A 19,185-nucleotide genomic window follows, 5' to 3' on the forward strand; every position below is an offset into this window, starting at 1 on the left:
GAGCTCCAACCAGCTTGGGTTTGGTCAGGCCGAAGAAGGTGTTGACGCACCTTGTTCGGCCGTTTGCGACCCTCATCGCATTACTGCGCGGCTATCGGATAATGTCAACCAAAAATGATAAATTTCGACAATTAGAATGATTTCAGTTGAGCAATGTAGAGGCGCTCGCGCAATGCTGGGGTGGAGTCAGGATGAACTTGCGCGTCTTGCGGCAATCTCGCGCGCAACGATAGTTGATTTTGAACGCGGGGCGCGAATCCCCCATCGGAACAGTCTCACTGCAATCCGCAGGGCATTTGAGGCAGGCGGTATTCAGTTCATTCCGGAAAATGGTGGCGGAGCGGGATTGCGGTTTGAGAAGCCGACGCGGAGTCCTGATGATTGAGAGAAACGCCAACCCATAGCTTGACGTGACCCGTCATCAAGTGGGGCGCTACGCGTCACCTTCTTGTAGCCCAAGACGATCCCTAGCAGGCGCGCCAACTGCAGCTGGGCGGTGGGGGTGAGCCGCAGCTGGCGCTAAGCTCATGTGTTGCCTTGGGGAGGCGGCAGGAGCCTGTGTGCAAATTAGACACAGCTAACGCAACGTCAAGCAACGCCAGCGTGTCTGGTGAAGAACTATCGCAACTTGCGCCAGCCTGGGCTTTCAGCCCTGCTAATCCTGCTCGGGCGATGGGCCGGCCGCTTCTCTTAAATCTGTACTCGAAACAGACTTTTCGGACATAAATTTCCGGCTGCAGGCCCGACCTCGATAGTGCGGCCCTGCTAGTACCGCCGCTGCAACCAGCGTTGGTATCCTGGCGGTCTGACTACGCCTTGGTCTTCCGTCCAGCTTTTTTCACAGGCTTCTTGTCGCCGGGCTTCCGACCGAGGCCGAGCTGCTTCGCCAGATCTGAGCGTCTTGCAGAATATCCGGGAGCTACCATGGGGTAGTCAGAGGGCAGGGACCACTTTGAACGGTATTGTTCAGGGGTGAGCCCCAGAATACCAAGATGCCGCTTCAGGGTTTGATACTTCTTACCGTCTTCCAGGCTGATGAGGTAACCGTCCGTGACAGTCTTCTTGATAGGCATCCGGGGTGTTGGCCGCTCTTCCACCGTCGTCGCCCGAGTGCCGAGCGAGCTGATGCTGGAATGGATTTGGGCAATCAAGCCAGGCAGATCTCCGGCCGGGACTGGATTGTTCGAAACATAGGCGGCCACGATATCGGCAGTGAGCTCAATCAGCTGACTATTGGGGTTTAGCAATACTTCAGTCATCACAATACCTCGGAAGAGTACTCGGCTACCAAGCTCCGGTAGCGCAATTTTGCCCACGACGAAACCCGGGGGTTCCAAAAGGCACGAGTTCGGCCGCCGTTGGACGTCCGCTTTGCGCCCAGTATCTGCCATTCAGCTCAGCACGGTGGAGGCCTAAAAGCGGATGTTTAGGTTCTCTAGCATGCTAATTAATTATCCCGGAAGATCGATAGGCAAAGTAAGAAATATTTCAGGAAGCGTTTGTTGCAGAACTATTCGAGTTACTCTAGAAGGAATAGGTATATAAACGCCGCACAACGCGGCGCTTCAACGGGTTTGCTGTCTGTGAGGGTCCAATGGAGCATGCGTTCATAGCCGACACGAACCTGTTCTTCGAATGCATGCGTTTGGAAGAACTCCCCTGGTCTGACCTTTCTGTGGACCCGGTTGTTATCGCGTTGACCAAGCCGGTCATGGCGGAGATCGACAAGCATAAGAAGGGCGGCGGCAGAACCCGCAAGCGGGCAATCGAGATATCGGGGCGGATACGCGCAATGCTGACGTCCCAGCCGCCTGAAGTCGTTATCCGGGAAGCAGGGCCGCGAGTCGTTCTCAGACTTATGCCGATCGTCCAGCCCGCTCCTGAGTTCGCCAGTTCGCTCGACTACACCATCAACGACGACCGGATCGTGGGGACTGTCGCCACCCTTTCAAAGGATGAGACGTTCGCCTCAGTCTCGATGCTGACAGATGATAGCGTCGCGGCATCCACTGCTCAGGGTCTCGGCGTTTCTTTCTTCCTGATTCCGGAGAGTTGGAAGCGACCGCCGGAGGAAACGAATGAGGCGAAGCGGATCAAGGAACTGGAAAAGGACATTTCGATCTACAGGGCGCAGGAGCCTTCTATCAGCATCGCAGACGCTTCAGATGATCCAGCACAGGCCCATGTTATCCGCCACGTCGCTTTAGCACTCGAGCCGCCTGAAATTGATCAGCTGATCGACAAGCTGAAAGTGCGTCATCCCGTAAAGCAGGATTTTGCTGTTCCAGAAATCGAGAGCCAGGCGGATGGGACAGAGATTTCTTATGAGGCGCCCGACGCTGAAGCGATCGAAAAGTACACTTCTGAGGCGTACCCGAAATGGATCGGCGCGTGCCGCTCGATCTTCGAGAGGCTGCACAATGGCCGCCTCGAGCCCGAGGCTGAGGTTGCGTTAACATTCAGCGTCGCAAATGGCGGCACTCGGCCAGCGTCAAAGATGCGCGTGTCGTTTGAGGCAATCGGCAACATCCACCTGTGCCATGACGCTCATGATCCGGACAATGACGAAGATCAGGATGATGGCGGGCAATCCGCGCTCTCCCCGATTCCAGGGCTGCCCGCGCCGCCTGTTGCGCCAGCGGTTCGACGTGTCGTGAAACGGCCGCCGACTGCGTCGAATGGCGTTGATATCGCCACGCCGAGAGTACCCGGCACCGGTCTGAGGTTTTCCGAACTGGGAAAGGGTTCGCGTGGGCTTATGGGGCTCGATTCGCACTTTGCGGCAGTCCGCAGCGCGCAATCGATGTTCGATAATCTTCACGGCAGAGGGGCGCTCGCAGATTTGGCGCGCGGGGTAGGGCCTATCTCGGACATAATGAGAATCGCAGAGGAACAAGATCGTCTGCGCAGGTCGCTGTTTGAACCCACTGGCATCGCCAGACCGACCTACCTCGATGTTTCGCCTGTCCGACTGCCGCCCATGCCAGAGAAGCACAATCCTGAAAGGTTCTATTATGACCGGTGGCCAAAGGCCAAACCGACCAAACGTGGTGCACTGACCTGCGATCTATTTCGTCACCAGCGGGGGAAGGAATTGTTTGAGGTCGATGTTCAGTTTCCCGACGATGGGGACGTCACGGGTGCCGTTAGGTGTGTCGTCGAAGCAGAGAACCTCACCAAACCGGCAGAGCTTCTGCTACCTGTTAGCCGCACGATAGAAGCCTATAGCCTCGCGTCTGTCGCGGAGCAGATGATCCAACGTTGCGGCTTCTGAAGGTCAGCAGACTAGCCGCCAGAATAGCCTGAAATAGTCCTGGAAGTGTTCGGGCGCATCCACATAGCTGCCGTTGTTCACTGATTGTGGCCAACACCCGAACGGTTTCGAGGGTAGCTGTAGACGCCGCACCTTCTTGCTGATTTTCTCGGTGAATGGCTGAACCTTTCAATCTACACACTGACTCGGGCTCCATGTTGAACGCGACTATGGAACTCAGCTCGGATGGAATCATCCTCCACAGCCGCAGCGGCACCGATCGGAATCGAGATTACAAGCGCGCCTTGGAGCTGCTGATGGCGCGCTTCGACCACGCCGGCATCCCATACGAGATTTACCTCGACAGCCGCCCAGTGCAGCACATTCCGTTGACGCAGCGTCGCCTAGCGTTCGATCGTGTGGCAGCGATTTCGACACGTTTCGACCAACTTGTCCGAGCCATGAATGCCGGAAGCGCCAGCCACGGCGCGTGGCGGCGCCTGCTGATAGCAACGCCCGGAAGCGGCTCCGAAGAGTTGGTAGCCGCCTTAAATGCCCATGCAGTTAGCCCGACTATTGAGCGACTGCCGGCGAGTCAACTCAGGCAAGTCACGAGCGCGCACATTCACAAGGCAGTCGCTCGGTTGCTTGCCGGCGAGGATGCGCCAAATTTCGCTTCTTCGCGAGACTACGACGCCTTAACCGACGACGGCGTCCCGCTTGCTCCTAAGAAGGTATTCGGCCTCGCTCTTGAGGAAGCAGTGGGGATTGACGCTTATCCTGGGCACTTCAGCGCCGGGTGGGGCCAGGTTTGTTTCGAGTTGCTCGAAACAGCGGGGCTATGGATCGTGCCCAAATCGGGGGGCGATCCACGGCCGCGACCCAGATCAGCCGAAGTCGAGGCAGAGCTGGCTGACCTGGCGCCGACGGAGGAGGAGCGTAGTTGGATCGAGGGCAATCCCAAGATCGTCTCGCACTTGAAACGCGAACGACAACCTGGTCTGGCGAAACAGAAGCGCGCCGAGTTCATCGCCGAGCATGGCCGCTTGTTTTGCGAAGAATGTAGGCTTGACCCGGTAGAACGGTACGGTCCTGAGGCGGGGCACGCCTGCATTGAGGTGCACCATCACCGGGTGCACGTCGCGAACATGAAGCCGGGGCACCTCACGCTTACCGATGATCTAAAGTGCCTCTGCGCAAATTGTCATCGCGTGCTGCATCGCAAGCTAACGTTGGGCTTGGCTGCATGGACAGCTTGACATAACAGCTAGTAAGCGCCCAATCTCAGCCGTAGAGGCAAACTTTTCCTTGTGCCAAAAGCGGACGTTACGGACGGCCTCGATCACCGGTCACGCCGAGTGGCTTGCCGATAGCCGGTAAAACTCGGCAGCCAGAGGTTTCAGGGCCGCGAGTATCTCGCGGACACCGCCGCTTTAGGGCCTATTTCCATAGAGCCGCCGGCGTTGAATCGGGCGGGTTGACGGGACGCAGGATCTGCACAGGCATCGTCATGGGGGTGTCTAAGCCGATCACCAAGGCCTCGCCCTGCCCAAGGATCGGGAGAAACGAAGCCGCCGACGCGTCGAGGCTGCCACAGGCCTGCTCGACGATCTGGCGATCTTTCTCGTTGATCAGCCGGTGAACGATGAACATGCCCATTTGGCTCAGAACGTCCTCGGGAATATCTCGTGGGCGCTGCGTCGCCAGAAGAGCGTGAAGGCCATATTTTCGGCCTTCCTTGGCGATCAGCGCGAACGATTCGAGGCGAACGCGGTTGAATTCGTCGCCAATGGATTTGTTGAGGAATTGATGGGCCTCGTCCAACGCGACGATCAGCGGCTTGTCTTTGAAGGCGCCACGACGGGCGAGCTTGATCAGGTGATGTCCAAGAGCATTTGCGACGAGCTCGCGGGTATGATGCTCGAAGGGTAGATCTTCCATCGATACCCGGAGAATGCTGTATCGATCATCAGCCAGGAATTCCTGAATCACCTCCGTTAAATCGGCCAGTGCGCCGGGCGCGAATACGGGCGCCATCTCGGCCGAATGGACCAGCACGCTAATCCGGCTGACCAAGGTCGTGCAGTAGCCCCGCCCATTAACGTCCGCTCCGCCCCAATTCGCCGGATTTGGATTATTCTGGAAGCCGCCGGTTGGAAAGACACATTCTTCGTAAATTTGGTCGGCAAGCTTGGTAATGTCATAGGCAGCACCGGGTTGGCGGAGCGCGGCGGCGTGCTCCGTCTGCTTATTGACTACCGGCGCCTTGGCCTGCTGGGCCTTGATAAGCAAGCCGTCCGTGCCGAGTTCCGGCGCAAGATGAAGCAATTTCAGGCTTTGCAATGCCTCGCGCAGCTTCGGGGATTGCGAGCCCCCGCTCGGTTGGAACATCGCGAACAGATCACTCTCCGACAGGTGCTTGTGCGGAAAGCCCACGAAAAAGCGACTGTCGTCAGCCGCGGCTGGCTGACCGCCAAGCCAAACATGGCCCGCCCGGTCGTTCAAGGTGCGGAATTCGCCGCTCGGATCGAACAGGATAGCTTTTCCCCGGTGGCGAGCGATCTCACCGAGCAGCCGGGCCAAGGTCCAGCTCTTGCCGCCTCCCGTGGTTCCAAGAACGGCGCAATGTCGCCCGAATATAGACTCTGGCGGGAACGATATCCTCGTGGTGGGCGACTGAGGTAGATGAGCGAGCTCGACGAACTTCCCAGCTTCGCCTCCGTTTTGTTCAATCGCGTGCTTCACGAGGTCCGGATGCGCCGCGTAGGCGTATTGTCCGATCCTCGGGTGCTCTGGAATGCCCCGCGATATCTTGCCGGTCGCGAGGTCTATCGAGAGAAGCAACTGGACGCTGCCGATGGGATTGGCGGTTACGGCCTCCGATTTGCGGGCGGGCTCGACGGTCAGCCGATCACCGTCCAGCAAGCGGATCTGAGTGATCCGGCCGAGGATCCCTTGGGTCTCGCCTTCTATCACCACGAATTCCCCGACCTCTCCCCGGCCGACGCGGTGGCCGGAATAGGAGGGGGCCACGGAAATGGTCCCGTGAGGCAGGTTGAGCCTCACGACTGCCGGTTCCACATATACGATGGAGCCCACGTATCGCCCGGCCTCGAAAGCGGCGGTTGGAAGGCCCATGATCTAGCGCTCCCTAACCGCGCGGACCCTATCGAGATGTCTCTCAAGGTCGGTTTGGGCAGCGATGTCGGGAATGACCGGAACGAGTTCCTCAAACGATGCGGCCAGCATGGCGAGGCGAGCATCGCCCTGGTCAATGAGACCCGCGATTTTCTGTAGGTGCGGGTTCGTCGCTGATTGAGCTTCAATGCCTGGAGAAATCACCACGACCTTGAGGGAGAGGTTGGTATCGATCGCCGCTAGGATCGGCTCTGCCAAGTGATTATCATTAAAACCGAAACCAATGATCAGCAACGCGGTGTCGCTGGCGCGCAGCGCGGTTTGGAAAGACGAGATCATCTCCAGGTACGGCTGGGCGAACGCCAGCTCGTACTTGGTGTTGCGCGGGTAGATGAGCAGAGGCTTCTCAGTCTTTTCCTTCTTGACAATCTGCTTGGTCGCCTCATTGAGCTCCCAATCAATGGAGCCGTGGATTTTATAGAGCTGGAATAGGTTCTCGATATAGTCTGGAGCATCGGCGTTCGATCCGCGTCGCACCACGTCGTAGGAGAAGTGCATCGGTTCGAAAATGGCGGGCTGGGCCATAGTAAAGCCGTCCATCACGACGAAACCGGCACGCTGCGCGGCATGCTCGAAGCATCGATCGTAATTGGTGGTGAACAGCTTCAAACGCTCGCGCCGGGTCGATCGCCGGCCAAGCTTCCGCAAAAAGGCCTCGTGCAGGAGCAAGGAATCGCTTGAATCTAGAAAATCAACTTTCGTCCTGATGATCCGTTCGGCATCGGCGATAAACCGCTGGATTTTGGTCTGTTTGTCGCCGTGCTCGAAGCCTTCCGCTGTCTTGCAGCGGGATAGCAGCTCCTCGATGTTTGTGTTGCCCGCCGGTTGCCGGGCTATCTCGAGCACCTCCGCCCATGTCGCCCGCTTAGCATCTCCGTCGTTCGTGTATTCATTGTGAACCGCATTCCATAGGTCGCCCATGGTGGGTGCCTTCGCAGCGCCTGCGGCATTCTCCACGCACAGCGACGTCCCCAGCCCTGTCAGAACGATGAGTTTTTGAGCGCGGATAATGTCCGATAGAACCCGATTGATCTCCTCAGTTGCGGGATCGGGCTGTTTCTCATCTGCGGCAGTCGTTCCCGGAGTCGGAGCAGCCAACTGCTCGACCCAAGCACGCTTGGTCGTATAACTTTTAACTTTCAAGTGCCCCCCGAAATTTTCGACATGATCAGTACGATTGACCTGCAAGTCCAGATCTCTGCAAGGTAATTAGCAGCAAGATTGAGCGCAGTGAATTCATTGAAATCTGGATAAGAGTGCTGCCATGGGTTGAGAGACGTGGCGGAACTGTGGGCGACTTCGCTTTTCCCAGCCGTTTTTATGCCTACAGCCCATTTGAGCACCAGGCAGCATGCCCGACTGGTGGATGAGTGAGTGCCGGTGATTGGTCTGCGTCGAGAAGAGTATGGCACGCCGCTTCGCCGAACCAAGGCTTCGATCATCTATAAAGGCGACTGGGAATCTCCGGGCGGTTCAAATGCTGCTCGACCACTAAGATCGAGAACACAGTCCGGTATCTCGGTCTCGATGTAGAAGATGCCCTGGAGCTAGCCGAGGCGACCGAGGCCTGATCAAAGCAGCTCCACTGTCTCGGTGGGGCCGCGAACTGCGATGCGCCCCATGTCGGACGTTGAGATCGACTTGATCGCTTCCCGAAAGTCGACATCTTGGTTGCGCCTGATCTCGGCCGCAGCGGCGACTTTGACTCCGCTTGGAACCAGCCATTTCGGCTGAGCCTCTTTTTCGGTCGTCCACGCGCCTCAACTTTTCGGTAATCTCCGGCTAGACCTGTCCAGATAGGGGCTTTGCTTTGACCGCTCGCAGACGCGTTGGCAATGTATGACCGCAGATATGATGATCTGTCCCTGAATCAGGTGGAACTTACCCTGATCCAGTTTGCTCCCAATTGATCTTACTTGCGCTTCAACTTGATCGAACCCTTGGTAATTCGGTCCGTCCAATAAGTGCCGGTCATGAGGGTGGCGGGGCTGTCCTTAACCACGTAACGGAACGCGCCGTAATGGATTTCGCTTTCCGATCCTCGAAGGTGGATATCAGGTTCGCTCTGGTAAACGCCATATATTTCGACTGCTCCATCGGCGCTCGCGACAATCCGTTCGGCCTTGAGCGCGGAATCGGATGATTTTGTGGAAATCCTGATCGACAATGTAGAGAAGGTTTGCTTGATCGTGGCCGTGCCATGGATTGCAGTGGGTATACTTGTCTCGCCCTTGTAGGTCGACAGTATTTCCACATCCCATTCTCCGCGCAGGTCGGGAACCGAAACGAAATAATAGACCGGCCAGCAGCGCCAGACCCATTTCTCAAAAACGGAAAGGATAACAGTCACGACAACAACGGTCAGAGAAAAGGGTTTTAGGTAGCTCGCATCAACCGGTATACTTAGGACCCACAATGAACCGCCCCAAACCGCAGCGGCAAGCACAATTACCGTCGAAATGGAAAACCGCGTGAACAAACTACGCAAATCCAGCCCCCCTCTCGAGGTCTTGAAACCGATATTCCATGGCATAGCCAATGTCGAGCTCGCGCGCTATCCTCTGCTTGCTGTGTTCTACACCGGCGTCGACCGACCTGTGGACTGTATCCCTATGCTGAGGATGCCGGCCGCTTCTACCAGCTTCTCGTTCGGAGAGGATTTTCCTACGAGACATGCCGAAGTTCTGGCTCTTAATGAGAGCATCCATGACGGAGCGGTCCTGTTCGGAAGGCCAGCGTCCGAAGAACGCTACCGCTGTACGGGTTGGTCTTATCGGATAGTCGCACGTGGAAAGTCCAACTCGGTCGAGCCAAACCGTGGTTCGGCTTATAATAGCGCCATAGCCCTGTCGGTCTCGGAAGATGTAGACTGCGTGCTCCTCGCGACGGCGGAGAGATGCGAGATTTTCCGCGACGGAAGAAGTGAAACGATACCCAGTCGGAAGTCTTTCGATAGCCTCCAGAACATATGATAGACTCAGCCCATGAAAGGGCCGCGCGCGTGGCCGAGCACGGCCGCACGAGCCTGCGCGGTCCCGCCCCAAACGAACTTGCAACCCGGTCCAGATCGGACCACTAGCTGATCGGGGTAACGTCACATGGCCGCCTGGGCCGCGATCAAGGAACGCGGCCGGCAGTCAAGGTGGGCGCCTTGAGAAGTAAGACAAAGAATAGCTGATAGCCTTTTGCCGGCACAATCGAGCCGCTATATCAGGGGTTCTTCGCTTTTGCCGGGGGGGCTGCGTGACCGTAGAAGACAAGCCATTTCGCATCCTCACGCTTGATGGGGGTGGAGCGAAGGGCTTCTATACCTTGGGCGTTTTGCACGAGCTTGAGGCTATGCTGGGCAAGCCGCTCCACCAGGCGTTCGACCTGATCTTTGGCACCAGCACGGGCGCTATCATCGGCACGCTACTAGCGGTCGGTACGCCGGTCACCGAGATACACAAGCTTTACCGCAGGCATGTGCCCGACGTTATGCGCCCCAAGGAAAAGGAACGCCGGTCGGCCGCCCTCAAGAAGCTGGGCGACGAGATCTTCAAAGATCAGAAATTCGATGCGGTGAAGACCGGCCTTGGGGTTGTTGCGACCAAGTGGGTGATGGAAACGCCTATCATCTTCAAGTCGGACCCGAAACAAGCCCACGGTCGGGGGGCGACCTTCGTTCAGGGCTTCGGGTGTACGCTCAGCGACGCTGTTCAGGCCTCTTGCTCGGCCTACCCGTTCTTCTCAAGGCGGCAGCTCAAGATTGACGGCGATGAGCTCCTTTTGCTTGATGGGGGGTTTTGCGCAAATAACCCGACCCTCTATGCCATTGCGGACGCGGTGCGCGCCTACAAGCTGCCTCATGACCGTATCAAGGTATTGAACGTCGGCGTGGGTGATTATCCGGTCCCTCGTTTGAAGAGGTTCACCAAGGCCTGGTTCATATCCTGGGCAGACGAAGCGGAGCTGATCCAGAAGACTTTCAACATCAACGCTCAGTCGATGGAGCAGCTTCGCTGCATTCTGTTTCCCGACATCGAGACCATCCGCATCAGCGAGGCGTTCACCGAGCCGTCGATGGAAACCGACCTCCTCGAATACAATCTGGCGAAGCTCGACCTGATCCACACCCGCGGCCGTGATTCCTTCGGGAAGATGGAAGCCGCCATCCGCAAGCTGCTGGGGTAAGAATGCCGATATCAGAAGATCGTCTGAACACGTGGTCTCAGGTCGGCGCGGGACCAAGCTCACGCGACACGTACGCGACAATCCGGCGTGCCCTCACGCATGAAAAGGCACCGTTTGCCAACCGATCGGTCGATGTCTTTCTGCAAGGCTCTTACGGAAACGATACCAACGTATGGTCCGAGAGCGACGTGGACGTGGTGATGAGCACTGACGCCGTTTACCACTCCAATACCGACGCGCTGAATCAGACGGACAAGGCGACATTTGATCGGCAGTTCGTTCCGGCCACGTACCAATACGACCACTTCAAGAGCGAGGTGACGACCTGGTTAACTGGTTGGTTTGGTAAGGACGCCATGCCTGGCAACAAAGCCGTTGAGATTGCGGCCAACTCCTCTCGCCGCAAGGCGGACGTACTGATATCGACCGAGTTCAGGCTCTACCTGCCGTCGAACGGGTTCATGCCATACCGGTACATATCTGGCGTCCGCTTTGTGACCCGAGATGGTCAGACTATCGTGAACTATCCGAAGCAGCACTCAGCGAATCTCACCACTCGCCATCAAGAGTCCAAGAGCTGGCTAAAGCCCACCATTCGCATCATGAAAAACATGCGAAACCGCATGGCGGACGACAAGGTCATTGAGCGCAGCCTTGCGCCCTCCTATTTCATCGAGGGCATGATGCACAACGTGCCGCTTCCGGCCTTTCAGCGTAGTTTCCAGCACGCGGTCAGCGCGAGCCTTGAGTGGCTGTGGACGGCCAAATTCAACACGTTGAGTTGCGCCAACGGCATCCATCCTCTGGTGGCCAATGGCACACACACGTCTTGGCCCGAAGACAACTACTCTGCCTTTCTCAAGGCTGCCGTGAGTATTACGCCAAAGGGTAGCTGCGCGCGCTACTTTCGGACCTGTGGACTATTGAGAGGCACCCCTTGAAGTAATGCTGGGACATCCCCAGCTAGCCGACAGATAGAGGAGGGTTTTATGGTTCGGAGGGTGACGCCGTCTCAGTACAACGCCATGGTTCGCCGGTATAACCAGGAGGTTGACCGGGTGAACCGAGCCAATCGGGCTGCCGCCGAGAAGGCCGTGCGCGAATACAATCGCGAGGTTGATCGCGTCAATCAGCATAACCGGCGGGTGGTACAGGAACACAACCGCCAGGTAGCGCAGTACAGCCAGAAGCGCCGGGCGGCGGTGAGTAAATACAATCAGGCGGTGCGGACCCACAATGCCCAAGTCGAACGCGAACGGCAACGCCGGCTATCAGCCCTGCGTTCTCTCACCACCACGCGCTACAGCGAGGTAAGCGCTTCCTCCTTCGATCTGAGCGAGCGGTTCGATCGGATTGAGCCTGGCGCAGACGCCGACATCCTGGCTGCAGCCGAGCGCGAGAGCAGCAACAGCGCAGCGGTAGCCTATGCCTTGAACGCCGACGCCGAAGCGCCGGCTGAGGTCACGCACGATACCGGCATCCTCGACTATCTGGCAGACTTGTCCCAGGACCTTTGCGACCGCTGGAAAGGGGCACTGTTTGCGCTCAATCCCGCCAACACAGACGCGGCTCGCCACTTCTGCACAAGCGTGCGCGAGATTTTTACCGAAATCCTTGATCGGTGGGCTCTCGACGCGGATGTTATCGCCGCCGATCCTGCCTACGAGAAGACCCCCAATGGCACGCCGTCGCGCAGGGCGAAGATCCGCTATCTGCTCAAGCAAAAGGGCGCGGATTCTCCTGCAATGCTAGGTTTCGTGGAAAAGGACATCGAAGACATCCTCCAGCTATTCCCTGTCTTCAATAAGGCCACCCACGGCGCGGCCGGAGCGATCAGCTTTGCGAGCCTGAAGGCGCTTCGGCAGCGCGTCGAGGGCGGCATCATGTTCCTCGCCACTATCGCTTCATAGCCTGGAAGGCGCGGCTTGCGTTTCAGGACATCCATCCACCGCGAGCCGCGCGCGGTAGGCGAGCCCAACCGGATCTGCCTTCCGCAACCGGGGGCGGGTTCAACGTGCGTGCCGGGTCGCATCTAGATTTGGTGTGGCGCGGAAACGATCGACGCGCTTACGATTTCGGGTGGCTCGGTTGAGGCGGTTGCCGACTGCGGTGTAGAACCATCGCATGTGCATGCCTAATTGAGTGGGAGGTGGCGGCTATCGCGTCCGCTCGGCCAATAGCAGTCGGTCCGCTTGCAGCCCCGCAGCGGAATGTTTTCAAACGGAGGTAGAAAACGGAAGCCCGTACTACTCCCGCCTAAGGGGCGGCGTGGTAGAAAATGATCTCCGGATCGCCTTCATCAAGGTTGTCGACGTACCCGCTCGGCTTGAAGCCCAACTCAGCAAACAGCATCCGCATTGGCCTATTGGACATGTTGGTGGAGCTGAATAGGTCGGGCCTTGTTTGATCTGGCAATTGACAGCACGTCATCGCGCCGTGGAACGAGCGATACTGGTTCGTACATGATTTCGACGATTATTGCGTTCGTACCGCCGTCAGGTTAATTCGGTTTAACGAAAAATTCCTTGCAACAAATCATCGGGTACGATAGTTACTCGGTCGGGCTTGGCCCACGAGATCGCCTTTGCGGTCGCCCAAAAGCCTCGATGGAAACGTCGGAGGCTTTTTGAGTTTTTAGGCCTTCCGTTCGACATTCTCAAAGCAGCTATATTTGGATCCGAGCATCGGCCGCTCGTCTTCCTTGATATGGCACTCAATCAGCTTTCTGTCGTCGGTTAGACGCTGGTAAGGACGATTGCTGGCGTGATAGCCGCCCATACAGATCGGCCATAGATACAGATCCGCCAGTTGCGCCATTGGCGAAGTCTTCTGCTTGGTCTTGAACTCGTAGAGCGTCTGGGTCAACTGCTCGGGGGGCAAGGGGCCATACTTATCGGAATTGTCCTTAGCGAACGGCATTCCCTCCGTCTTTAGAGCCTTGTAGTAGCCCTCCAGGTTCGCATCTTCAGCCTTGTTGCAGCGCTCAGGATGCACGCGCAGCTTCATGCCTTGGGCGATAGCGTATTTCGCGGCGCGTTCGACGACGACAGTGAATGCGGTTTTGCAGAGCATCCAAGGATTCTGCTTGTACTGCTCGAGGTATCGTCCACAGTATCCGGGACGGTCGACAGTGCACGCGATACCGACCACGGGCGCCTCTCGCATCAGAATGTAAAGTTCCTCGTAGAATGCTCCCAGCTTGTCCTTCTCCCAGCCCCGCAGGAAATCGAAGTTCTCGTTCTGCGATCTGATTTCCGACGAGTGCAAGGGCGCCGTGATTTCCCATTTCTCACAGAACTTTGCGTGAAGGTCTCGGGCGTTGTCCTCTTCGTCACTTCGAACCAGGATGCCACCGAGTGCGAACCAATCGTACCCGTGCGCCGGTTTCTTCCCGACCTTGTGGGTAGGATGTCTGGTTCCGGAATCGTCGAGGTAGAGGTTCAAGGTGACAGGCAAGGCAATCTCTCGTGGCAGTCGATCGGAGGTTCTTCTCGACTCCTGATACCCGCGAATACATAATTTTTGCTCACTACCATTTCATCATCCACCTTGATGTCGCTCAGTACTTGATTAAGCTTGCGGCGGTCGGTGAGGAATGTCGCACAAAGCTGGCGGCAATCAGGCGGCTGGTTCAGTCCTGACGACGGCGGGCGGCAGAAGGTCAAGCACAGCAGCCGGATCTTCGTTCCGCACTAAGAAGGGCACCGTCGTGCTTATCGTGGCGGTGCACGCGTCCGGTGAAAATTGTTGATGCTCGCCAGTTTGACACCTCTGCGCCCAAGGTGAGAACCGCGGACACACATTTACGAAGATGCGAAGCGCATGTCCGACCGTGCCGCGAAGGCCTTTAGAGACATTCGTAGCTAGCCCAAAACACTGCCGGCGACGTCTTGGTCAGTTTACGCGCGGGCGGGTACAGACGAAAAGCGCCTCATGCCGGTGACGATCCAGGCGTATGAAGGATTCTTGCACCCTGCTGTGTTATGGCAGCTTTGCCCGCTCGCACAGCCGCATGCTGCCTGTCCGGAAACGGCCCCTAGGCGGTGATGCTGGCGATCCGTTTCTCCATCGGCCAATCAAGGCCGAGGAGAACTCACATGGGTCACTCTCAATACGATGACGCTGGCCGTCAGCGAGCAGCTTGGAATGCAGGAAAGAAGGTAGGAACTAAGCGTCCGCTTACACAGAAACAGATCTGGGCTGTTCGCTTCTTCCTCGATAGCGAGAGACGCATTCGGGACCGCGCGCTGTTCGATCTGGCAATCGACAGCAAGCTACGCGGCTGCGACTTGGTCAAGATCAGGATCCGCGATCTGGTTGCGGGGGCAGAAATCCGGACCCGTGCCATTGTCGTTCAGCAAAAGACGGGCCGGCCGGTCCAGTTCGAGATCACCAGCGACGTAAGAGCCAGCCTTCTGGCTTGGCTTGAAAGGCGCGGAGGATCGGTCGACGACTATGGATTCCCAAGCCGGATCAATCACGCCCGCCACATGAGCACGAGGCAATACGCCCGCCTGGTTGACGAATGGGTCGCAGCGATTGGGCTGCGACCAGAGGAGTATGGCACCCACTCGCTTCGTCGCACGAAGGCGTCGATGATCTACAAGGCGACAGGAAATCTCCGCGCTATACAGATCCTGCTTGGCCACTCCAAGATCGAGAACACTGTCCGATATCTCGGCGTCGATGTGGAGGATGCGCTGCTCCTGGCCGAGCGAACTGAAATCTGACATTGAAGCGGTCATCCGCGATGCATGGCGGATGACCGCTTCTGCTCCGTTCTGTCTGTCCTGGGGTGGTAAGCGGAAAGGCAGCATTGAGCGTGACGTGCTATGAAGGCGGTCGTTCAATTGCCTTGCACACCCCCGCCGACAGCCTCATCGATCCAGGTCCGCGTTTCCGTTAGCAGCTCGTCAGACAGTGCCTGTTCTTCAATCGCGCGCGCGATAATCATGGTGCCGACCATTGCGGCCCAGGTGACGATTGCCAGCCGACGGCGTTCGGCCGGTTCGCCGTTGATCCCCGAGGCAATTCTGTCGATTTGGGCGCGCGTGCCATCACTCATGGCATGGCGGGCAGCTTCGCTCTGATGGCGGGTCTCCGCCACCATGCCTGCTGTGGGACAACCCTTGCCTGGATTGTCGCGGTGGAGCGGTGAAAGGTAGCGCTCTACGTAATCCGACAGGTTGAACGAAGCGTTCGAATCGACCTTGAACACATGGTCGAGGGTTTTGGCGACGAGGTCTTCCTTGGAGTTGAAATGGCCATAGAAGCCGCCATGGGTAAGCCCGGCGGCGTTCATGATTTCGGCGACGGTTATCGCATCGAAGCCTTTTTCGCGAAAGAGCTCGCTGGCGGCGTCCAGAATCCGGATGCGGTTTTGCGCCATCTGCCCGCGTGTAACTCTCATTGCCTGCCTCAGTGGAAGTGACAGGGCCGCGTGCGGCACCATCAGCATATATGATGAATATCATCAATATAGGAGTTTTGGCCATTTGGGACAAGACAGCAGCGGCACGTGCTCCGGCTCTGGAAGATTTCCGTCAGCGACCGTTGACATTTACATGATGATTATCATATTTAGCCGCAATGATGACGACCATCATGTAAAAAAACAGAGTGATTACGTTATGACCCAGCTGCCATCTGTCCTCATCACCGGCGCCTCATCGGGCATTGGCGCAACCTATGCCGATCGCATGGCCCGGCGCGGCCACGATCTGGTTCTGGTCGCGCGGGATGGCGCAAGAATGGAAGCATTGGCCGCCAAGCTCAGGCAGGATACGGGGGTCGCCATTGATATTCTTCGCGCCGATCTGACCAACCGCGACGATCTGGCCAAGGTCGAAGGCCGCCTTCGCGATGACGAGAAGATCGGCATTCTGATCAACAATGCCGGCGCCGCTCTCGGTGGTGCATTCGACCAGCAGTCGCTCGACGATATCGAACGTCTGGTTGCCCTCAACACGATGTCGGTGCTGCGGCTTGCCAATGTCGCCGCCAGTCGCTTCGCAAAAGAGGGCGCTGGCTCGATCATCAATATTTCTTCGGTCGTCGCCCTCGTTCCCGAGTTCGGCCAGACCGTTTACGGCGCTACTAAGGCCTTCGTCACCTTCCTGTCCCAAGGCATGAACCACGAACTGGCACCCAAGGGCGTCTATGTGCAAGCCGTGCTGCCATCCGCTACTGCCACCGAAATCTGGCAGCGCGCCGGTGCCGATACCAGCACCATGCCGACCATGATGGCCGTGGACGAACTGGTGGATGCGGCCCTGGTGGGCTTTGACCGCCGCGAGACGATCACCATTCCTCCGCTGCCCGAAGCGGCCCAGTGGGACACTTACCAAGCCGCTCGCCACGCCATGCTTCCCGGCTTCGGCAATATGCATCCCGCAGAGCGCTACCGCATCTCCAACTGATCGCTGTCGACCCTGCCGCACCACCTCGCCGCATTTGTCGGCCAACTGGACGTTGCATCATGAAAGCCCATCTCCTCGATCACTACAAACAGGACGCATTGCGCCTCGGCGATATCCCAATGCCAGAGACGGGCGATGGTGACGTCCTGATCGAGGTCCATGCGGCGGGGCTCAACGTGCTCGATTCCAAGATCCGCAGTGGCGAGTTCAAGGCCATCCTGCCGTACAAGCTGCCAATCGCCCTTGGGCATGACGTTGCTGGCGTTGTGTCTCGGGTCGGTCGAAATGTGCGGGATGTCAAGCCTGGCGACGCGGTCTATTCGCGTGTCCCCGATGGCCGCATCGGCACGCTGGCCGAGTTCATTGCCGTGAAGGCGGAAGATGTCGCACTGAAACCTTCCAACCTGACCATGATCGAAGCTGCATCCATCCCCCTGGTGGGCCTGACGGCCTGGCAGTCCTTGGTCGAGCGCGCAGGCATCCGGAAAGGCCAGAAGGTGCTGATCCACGCGGGTTCAGGCGGCGTCGGTACCATTGCCATTCAGTTGGCGAGGCACCTCGGTGCCACTGTCGCAACGACGGCAAGCGCGGCCAACAAGGACCTCGTCGCGACGCTGGGCGCCGATGTGGTCATCGACTACCGCAAGGAGGCCTTCGAAGAAGCGGTTTCGGGTTATGACGTCGTCCTCAACAGCCTCGGCGCCGAAACGCTCGAGAAATCGCTGGACGTGCTCAAATCCGGCGGCCAGCTCATCTCCATTTCGGGTCCCCCCGACCCTTCCTTCGCCAGGCAGCAGGGCTTCCATTGGGTGCTTCAGTTTGCCATACGCCTAATGAGCTCTAGCATCCGCAGGAAAGCTAGGGCCCGGAAGGTCAACTACTCGTTCCTGTTCATGAAAGCAGATGGCGCGCAACTGCGTCAGATCACCAATCTGCTCGAAGCCGGGACGATCAAACCGGTGATCGACCGCGTCTTTCCCTTCAACGCCGCTAACGAGGCGCTGGCCTACATTGAGACAGGCCGCGCCAAAGGCAAGGTCGTCGTGCAGCTCAAGTAGGGCTACCTGGACACGCCCGGCATCTCACCCCGGCCCAGATCGAAGGCTGGCGCCGGATATGTCCGGTTCTGAGAATCGCGCCTCAGGCCGGAATAGCAACAATAAAGGTCGGAACCCGCCGATGACATCACCCCGCGCTTATCGGCAGCTATTCGATCCATGGCGTCCAGAAAGCGGTCGGTCTGGAATCGGCCCCTTTTGGGACTAGGAGCTATTGGGCTGGGCCGCGCAATGGGCAGTATCGATTAGCCGTCCGGAAATATCACATCCACTTTTGCTTCGGCGAATGCCCTGCTCATTTCGGCGCTTGGCGGCGCGTCCGTCACCACCCTGCTGAGATCCTTGATCTTGCAGAGCTCGACAAGAGCGGTGCGGCCGAGCTTCTGATTGTCGGCGACAATGGTCGTCTGCCGCGCCTGCTGCATCATCGCCCGCGCCACCGACGCAATCTCGATGGAGAAATCGAAGAAGATGGAGGTCGTGTCCATGGCACCGATGGTCAGCACGGCATGGTCGACCCTGAAGCGCCGGATCTCCTCCATGGTCATTTCACCAAAGGTCTGGGAATCCCGGCCGAGATTCCCCCCCAGCAGCACGACGCTGTTGCCGCCGTGCCCGTGCAGAAGCCGCGACGCGATGTCCAGCGAGTTGGTGATCACCGTCAGGTCGTCACGGCTGGCAATGGCATTGGCCACGGCATAGACGGTGGTCCCGGCGTTCATCATGACGCTTTCGCCTGGCTTCAGCAGCTCGTTGACCAGTTGGGCGATGGTGTTTTTTTCCTTGGCGTTCTGCCCCTGACGCTTGCGAAAAGCGCCTTCAGATGCCGAATGAACATGGATCGCGCCGCCATGGACCTTCTGCAGCAGGCCGCGCTCGTCGAGCTGCGACAGGTCGCGGCGGATGGTCTCGCGCGAAACATCGAGTTCGAGCGCCAGGTCATTGACCGTCACCTTCTGACGCTCGGCCGCGACAGAAAGGATGCGGTCCCAGCGCTGTTCGGTCAGACTCATATCACGACCCCTTGCTGTTTAGTCTCGTATGCCCGATCGGGCATATTTCGGTCAAGGTTGTGCCCGGAGTG

General features: G+C 58.0%; 16 protein-coding genes and 1 pseudogene. 10 read left to right on the top strand and 7 right to left on the bottom strand.

All coding sequences use genetic code 11. The features are described from left to right. Positions 1 to 172: 172 nt before the first annotated feature. Entirely contained in the window at positions 173 to 385 is a 213-nt protein-coding gene (locus tag IHE39_RS17160; RefSeq protein ID WP_192567313.1) for a helix-turn-helix transcriptional regulator, read from the top strand. Between the two features lie 424 nt (positions 386 to 809). On the opposite strand, the gene IHE39_RS17165 is transcribed toward IHE39_RS17160, so the two are convergent. Then, entirely contained in the window at positions 810 to 1,259 is a 450-nt protein-coding gene (locus tag IHE39_RS17165; RefSeq protein WP_192567314.1) for a Ros/MucR family transcriptional regulator, read from the bottom strand. 335 nt (positions 1,260 to 1,594) lie between these two features. Here IHE39_RS17165 and IHE39_RS17170 point away from each other — a divergent pair, with 335 nt between their 5' ends. Then, the gene (locus tag IHE39_RS17170; protein WP_192567315.1) at positions 1,595 to 3,274 is read left to right on the top strand and encodes a PIN domain-containing protein; all 1,680 of its coding nucleotides are present in this window, start codon (positions 1,595 to 1,597) and stop codon (positions 3,272 to 3,274) included. Between the two features lie 155 nt (positions 3,275 to 3,429). Then, positions 3,430 to 4,512 carry an HNH endonuclease gene (locus tag IHE39_RS17175; RefSeq protein WP_491844517.1) on the top strand — a complete coding sequence of 361 codons (1,083 nt, stop codon included), beginning with the start codon at positions 3,430 to 3,432 and terminating at the stop codon, positions 4,510 to 4,512. Positions 4,513 to 4,693: 181 nt separating this feature from the next. On the opposite strand, the gene IHE39_RS17180 is transcribed toward IHE39_RS17175, so the two are convergent. Both IHE39_RS17180 and IHE39_RS17185 read right to left on the bottom strand, forming a co-directional pair. Next, positions 4,694 to 6,391: a helicase HerA-like domain-containing protein gene (locus IHE39_RS17180; protein ID WP_192567317.1), complete on the bottom strand. Its 1,698-nt coding sequence runs from the start codon at positions 6,389 to 6,391 to the stop codon at positions 4,694 to 4,696. Between the two features lie 3 nt (positions 6,392 to 6,394). After that, positions 6,395 to 7,639, bottom strand: coding sequence for an SIR2 family protein (locus IHE39_RS17185; protein WP_192567318.1), 1,245 nt, complete (start codon positions 7,637 to 7,639; stop codon positions 6,395 to 6,397). Between the two features lie 68 nt (positions 7,640 to 7,707). On the opposite strand from IHE39_RS17185, the pseudogene IHE39_RS30700 reads away from it, so the two are divergent. Next, positions 7,708 to 8,022, top strand: a pseudogene (locus IHE39_RS30700) (tyrosine-type recombinase/integrase); the annotation flags it as partial. 341 nt (positions 8,023 to 8,363) lie between these two features. Here the strand turns inward: IHE39_RS30700 and IHE39_RS17190 are convergent. Beyond that, positions 8,364 to 8,984 (bottom strand): Cap15 family cyclic dinucleotide receptor domain-containing protein, encoded by a 621-nt coding sequence (locus tag IHE39_RS17190; protein WP_192567319.1) that lies wholly within the window; start codon positions 8,982 to 8,984, stop codon positions 8,364 to 8,366. Between the two features lie 710 nt (positions 8,985 to 9,694). On the opposite strand from IHE39_RS17190, the gene IHE39_RS17195 reads away from it, so the two are divergent. The 3 genes from IHE39_RS17195 (at position 9,695) to IHE39_RS17205 (ending at position 12,534) form a co-directional block, all read left to right on the top strand. Then, entirely contained in the window at positions 9,695 to 10,624 is a 930-nt protein-coding gene (locus IHE39_RS17195) for an anti-phage phospholipase (RefSeq protein ID WP_192567320.1), read from the top strand. Between the two features lie 2 nt (positions 10,625 to 10,626). Next, on the top strand, positions 10,627 to 11,565 hold the full coding sequence (locus IHE39_RS17200) for an anti-phage nucleotidyltransferase (RefSeq protein ID WP_192567321.1): 939 nt from the start codon (positions 10,627 to 10,629) through the stop codon (positions 11,563 to 11,565). A 117-nt stretch (positions 11,566 to 11,682) separates the two neighbouring features. Then, on the top strand, positions 11,683 to 12,534 hold the full coding sequence (locus IHE39_RS17205; protein WP_343070097.1) for a pPIWI-associating nuclease domain-containing protein: 852 nt from the start codon (positions 11,683 to 11,685) through the stop codon (positions 12,532 to 12,534). Positions 12,535 to 13,258: 724 nt separating this feature from the next. Here IHE39_RS17205 and IHE39_RS17210 read toward each other — a convergent pair. After that, positions 13,259 to 14,080: a DUF3800 domain-containing protein gene (locus IHE39_RS17210; RefSeq protein WP_246485529.1), complete on the bottom strand. Its 822-nt coding sequence runs from the start codon at positions 14,078 to 14,080 to the stop codon at positions 13,259 to 13,261. Between the two features lie 641 nt (positions 14,081 to 14,721). Here IHE39_RS17210 and IHE39_RS17215 point away from each other — a divergent pair. Beyond that, on the top strand, positions 14,722 to 15,354 hold the full coding sequence (locus IHE39_RS17215) for a tyrosine-type recombinase/integrase (RefSeq protein ID WP_192567323.1): 633 nt from the start codon (positions 14,722 to 14,724) through the stop codon (positions 15,352 to 15,354). Positions 15,355 to 15,470: 116 nt separating this feature from the next. On the opposite strand, the gene IHE39_RS17220 is transcribed toward IHE39_RS17215, so the two are convergent. Next, entirely contained in the window at positions 15,471 to 16,034 is a 564-nt protein-coding gene (locus IHE39_RS17220) for a TetR/AcrR family transcriptional regulator (protein WP_192567324.1), read from the bottom strand. Between the two features lie 220 nt (positions 16,035 to 16,254). On the opposite strand from IHE39_RS17220, the gene IHE39_RS17225 reads away from it, so the two are divergent. Both IHE39_RS17225 and IHE39_RS17230 read left to right on the top strand, forming a co-directional pair. Then, complete coding sequence (locus IHE39_RS17225) at positions 16,255 to 17,043, top strand: SDR family NAD(P)-dependent oxidoreductase (protein WP_192567512.1); 789 nt, start codon at positions 16,255 to 16,257, stop codon at positions 17,041 to 17,043. 59 nt (positions 17,044 to 17,102) lie between these two features. Beyond that, positions 17,103 to 18,101 carry an NADP-dependent oxidoreductase gene (locus IHE39_RS17230; RefSeq protein ID WP_192567325.1) on the top strand — a complete coding sequence of 333 codons (999 nt, stop codon included), beginning with the start codon at positions 17,103 to 17,105 and terminating at the stop codon, positions 18,099 to 18,101. 245 nt (positions 18,102 to 18,346) lie between these two features. Here the strand turns inward: IHE39_RS17230 and IHE39_RS17235 are convergent, their stop codons facing one another. After that, positions 18,347 to 19,114, bottom strand: coding sequence for a DeoR/GlpR family DNA-binding transcription regulator (locus IHE39_RS17235; protein WP_192567326.1), 768 nt, complete (start codon positions 19,112 to 19,114; stop codon positions 18,347 to 18,349). Positions 19,115 to 19,185: the final 71 nt, after the last annotated feature.

It is taken from the genome of Aminobacter carboxidus, from assembly GCF_014863355.1.
Lineage (GTDB): Bacteria > Pseudomonadota > Alphaproteobacteria > Rhizobiales > Rhizobiaceae > Aminobacter > Aminobacter carboxidus.

Coding starts and splice junctions, on each gene's coding strand:
- IHE39_RS17175 (WP_491844517.1), top strand. CDS start 3,430: ATGGCTGAACCTTTCAATCTACACACTGACTCGGGCTCCATGTTGAAC.
- IHE39_RS17235 (WP_192567326.1), bottom strand. CDS start 19,114: ATGAGTCTGACCGAACAGCGCTGGGACCGCATCCTTTCTGTCGCGGCC.
- IHE39_RS17200 (WP_192567321.1), top strand. CDS start 10,627: ATGCCGATATCAGAAGATCGTCTGAACACGTGGTCTCAGGTCGGCGCG.
- IHE39_RS17190 (WP_192567319.1), bottom strand. CDS start 8,984: ATGCCATGGAATATCGGTTTCAAGACCTCGAGAGGGGGGCTGGATTTG.
- IHE39_RS17225 (WP_192567512.1), top strand. CDS start 16,255: ATGACCCAGCTGCCATCTGTCCTCATCACCGGCGCCTCATCGGGCATT.
- IHE39_RS17170 (WP_192567315.1), top strand. CDS start 1,595: ATGGAGCATGCGTTCATAGCCGACACGAACCTGTTCTTCGAATGCATG.
- IHE39_RS17180 (WP_192567317.1), bottom strand. CDS start 6,391: ATGGGCCTTCCAACCGCCGCTTTCGAGGCCGGGCGATACGTGGGCTCC.
- IHE39_RS17230 (WP_192567325.1), top strand. CDS start 17,103: ATGAAAGCCCATCTCCTCGATCACTACAAACAGGACGCATTGCGCCTC.
- IHE39_RS17220 (WP_192567324.1), bottom strand. CDS start 16,034: ATGAGAGTTACACGCGGGCAGATGGCGCAAAACCGCATCCGGATTCTG.
- IHE39_RS17165 (WP_192567314.1), bottom strand. CDS start 1,259: ATGACTGAAGTATTGCTAAACCCCAATAGTCAGCTGATTGAGCTCACT.
- IHE39_RS17215 (WP_192567323.1), top strand. CDS start 14,722: ATGGGTCACTCTCAATACGATGACGCTGGCCGTCAGCGAGCAGCTTGG.
- IHE39_RS17160 (WP_192567313.1), top strand. CDS start 173: ATGCTGGGGTGGAGTCAGGATGAACTTGCGCGTCTTGCGGCAATCTCG.